General features: G+C 42.2%; 3 protein-coding genes. 1 reads left to right on the top strand and 2 read right to left on the bottom strand.

Translation table 11 applies throughout. From position 1 onward, the window contains the following. Positions 1–132: 132 nt before the first annotated feature. A complete protein-coding gene (locus tag FH976_RS15685) occupies positions 133–471 on the top strand; it encodes a cytosolic protein (protein ID WP_194091707.1) in 339 nt (112 codons plus the stop codon). Positions 472–624: 153 nt separating this feature from the next. Here FH976_RS15685 and FH976_RS16035 read toward each other — a convergent pair whose 3' ends face one another. Both FH976_RS16035 and FH976_RS16030 read right to left on the bottom strand, forming a co-directional pair. Continuing rightward, positions 625–1,200 carry an aminotransferase-like domain-containing protein gene (locus tag FH976_RS16035; protein ID WP_228767482.1) on the bottom strand — a complete coding sequence of 192 codons (576 nt, stop codon included), beginning with the start codon at positions 1,198–1,200 and terminating at the stop codon, positions 625–627. After that, positions 1,197–1,553: aminotransferase class I/II-fold pyridoxal phosphate-dependent enzyme (locus FH976_RS16030; RefSeq protein ID WP_228767481.1), on the bottom strand; the 357-nt coding region annotated here is incomplete at its 5' end. The genes FH976_RS16030 and FH976_RS16035, both read right to left, overlap by 4 nt.

Here is a 1,553-nt window from a genome sequence, read left to right as displayed (position 1 = left end):
AAACCGTGTTTCAAGTTGGTCTAGTCAATCTCCGGAAATGGCACAGAACTACCGCCTTTAATGACTAAATTTCTACTACGTTTTCTCCCTGACAATGATAGAATCTCCGCATCAGAATTATCGAGAAACTCTATGTTTATCCATCATGTTAACAGCATCGACTGGCTGGTGATTACCGCTTTTGAAGAACTGAAAACTCTATTTATAGAAGAAGCAGGTGCGATCCCCTTATGCTTTTCTACCGCTAGCGAATTGAGCCTAATTGATCAAGCCAAGCGCACTTATGGATATTTACCGACACTCAGCGGCGTAATCACTGATACAGGCACTTTTCAACGTCAGGATAACGAAGAAGATTTTAACCCACAGCTTGCCTGCCTAGTTGAGGGACGTGGCCGGGTGTTTATTTATCACGGCGGTTTTGTGGCTTTTGTGGATGACGAGCAAACTTTTATTACCCGAATTGACTGAAAATTATTCAGTAAGTTGAAATTGGTGAATTGGCATCCTAGCTTTATTAATGTAAAAGATTCTGAACTACGCTCCTTCGTCGCTATCCAGAATGACAACTTCTAGGGCAGAACCATGATTGAGTAACAACAACCAAAACCCACCATCCCCAATTCAGTCCACGGCTATATTCTTGTTAATCAGCTTGATCATTTTATCCAGCTCTTTCTTCACACTTTCATCCAATGCAAACCCCATATTGATTCGAATGCAGTCTTGATATCGATTCGATGAAGTGAATAAAGGCCCGACTCGAATATCCAGTATTTCAACCTGAACAGCGTTTTGAAATTGAGTAATGTTCAAGTTTGGTACTTGAATCCATAGCACTAAACCGCCATCAGGCTGAGTGACTCGACTGCCTTCTGGTAAGTGTTCAATCAAGTAATTTAGATACACTTGATACTGTGAAGCCAACCGATAACGAAGATGCTTTAAGCGTTTTGCATAAGCTCCTGAGTCAATGAAATCGGCAATCGCAAATTGGATCAAGGTAGGCACGCCAAACGATCGCTTGAGGATTAAATCGAGATAACGCCCCGGCCGACACCAACCGACACGATAACTCGGTGATAAGGTTTTCGATACCGAGCCACACCAAATCATATAACCATGCATGTCATAATAACTGGCCGGTAATGGCATTTGATTATGGTGCGACAATTCAAGATACACATCATCTTCAATCATCGGGGTTTGATATTGGTTAGAAGATTTGCGAGTTGTTGTTTTTGTCGCATCGACATCGTAATACCTTGCGGATTCATATGCGTGGTACAAAACAAACCGGCTTGTATCGTGCCAAGACGCAAGTGTTCTTCAAGTTGCACCAGATCAATGCCATCCTTTAGCGATGGGATTTCAAGAATATTTAATGACAATTGAGAGAGAAGATCCAATAAGCCATCGTAACAAGGCGAGCTAACCGCCACGGTATCCCCCGCTTTGGTACAGGCTTCTAACGCTATTTTTACCGCGTCGATACAACCATGCGTGACCACTAATTCATCTGAATTTAAACCGAATCCATTATGACTAAAATG

The organism is Vibrio hibernica (assembly GCF_015223435.1).
GTDB classification, from domain to species: Bacteria; Pseudomonadota; Gammaproteobacteria; order Enterobacterales; family Vibrionaceae; genus Vibrio; species Vibrio hibernica.
This window is presented reverse-complemented; position numbering and strand designations above follow the sequence as displayed.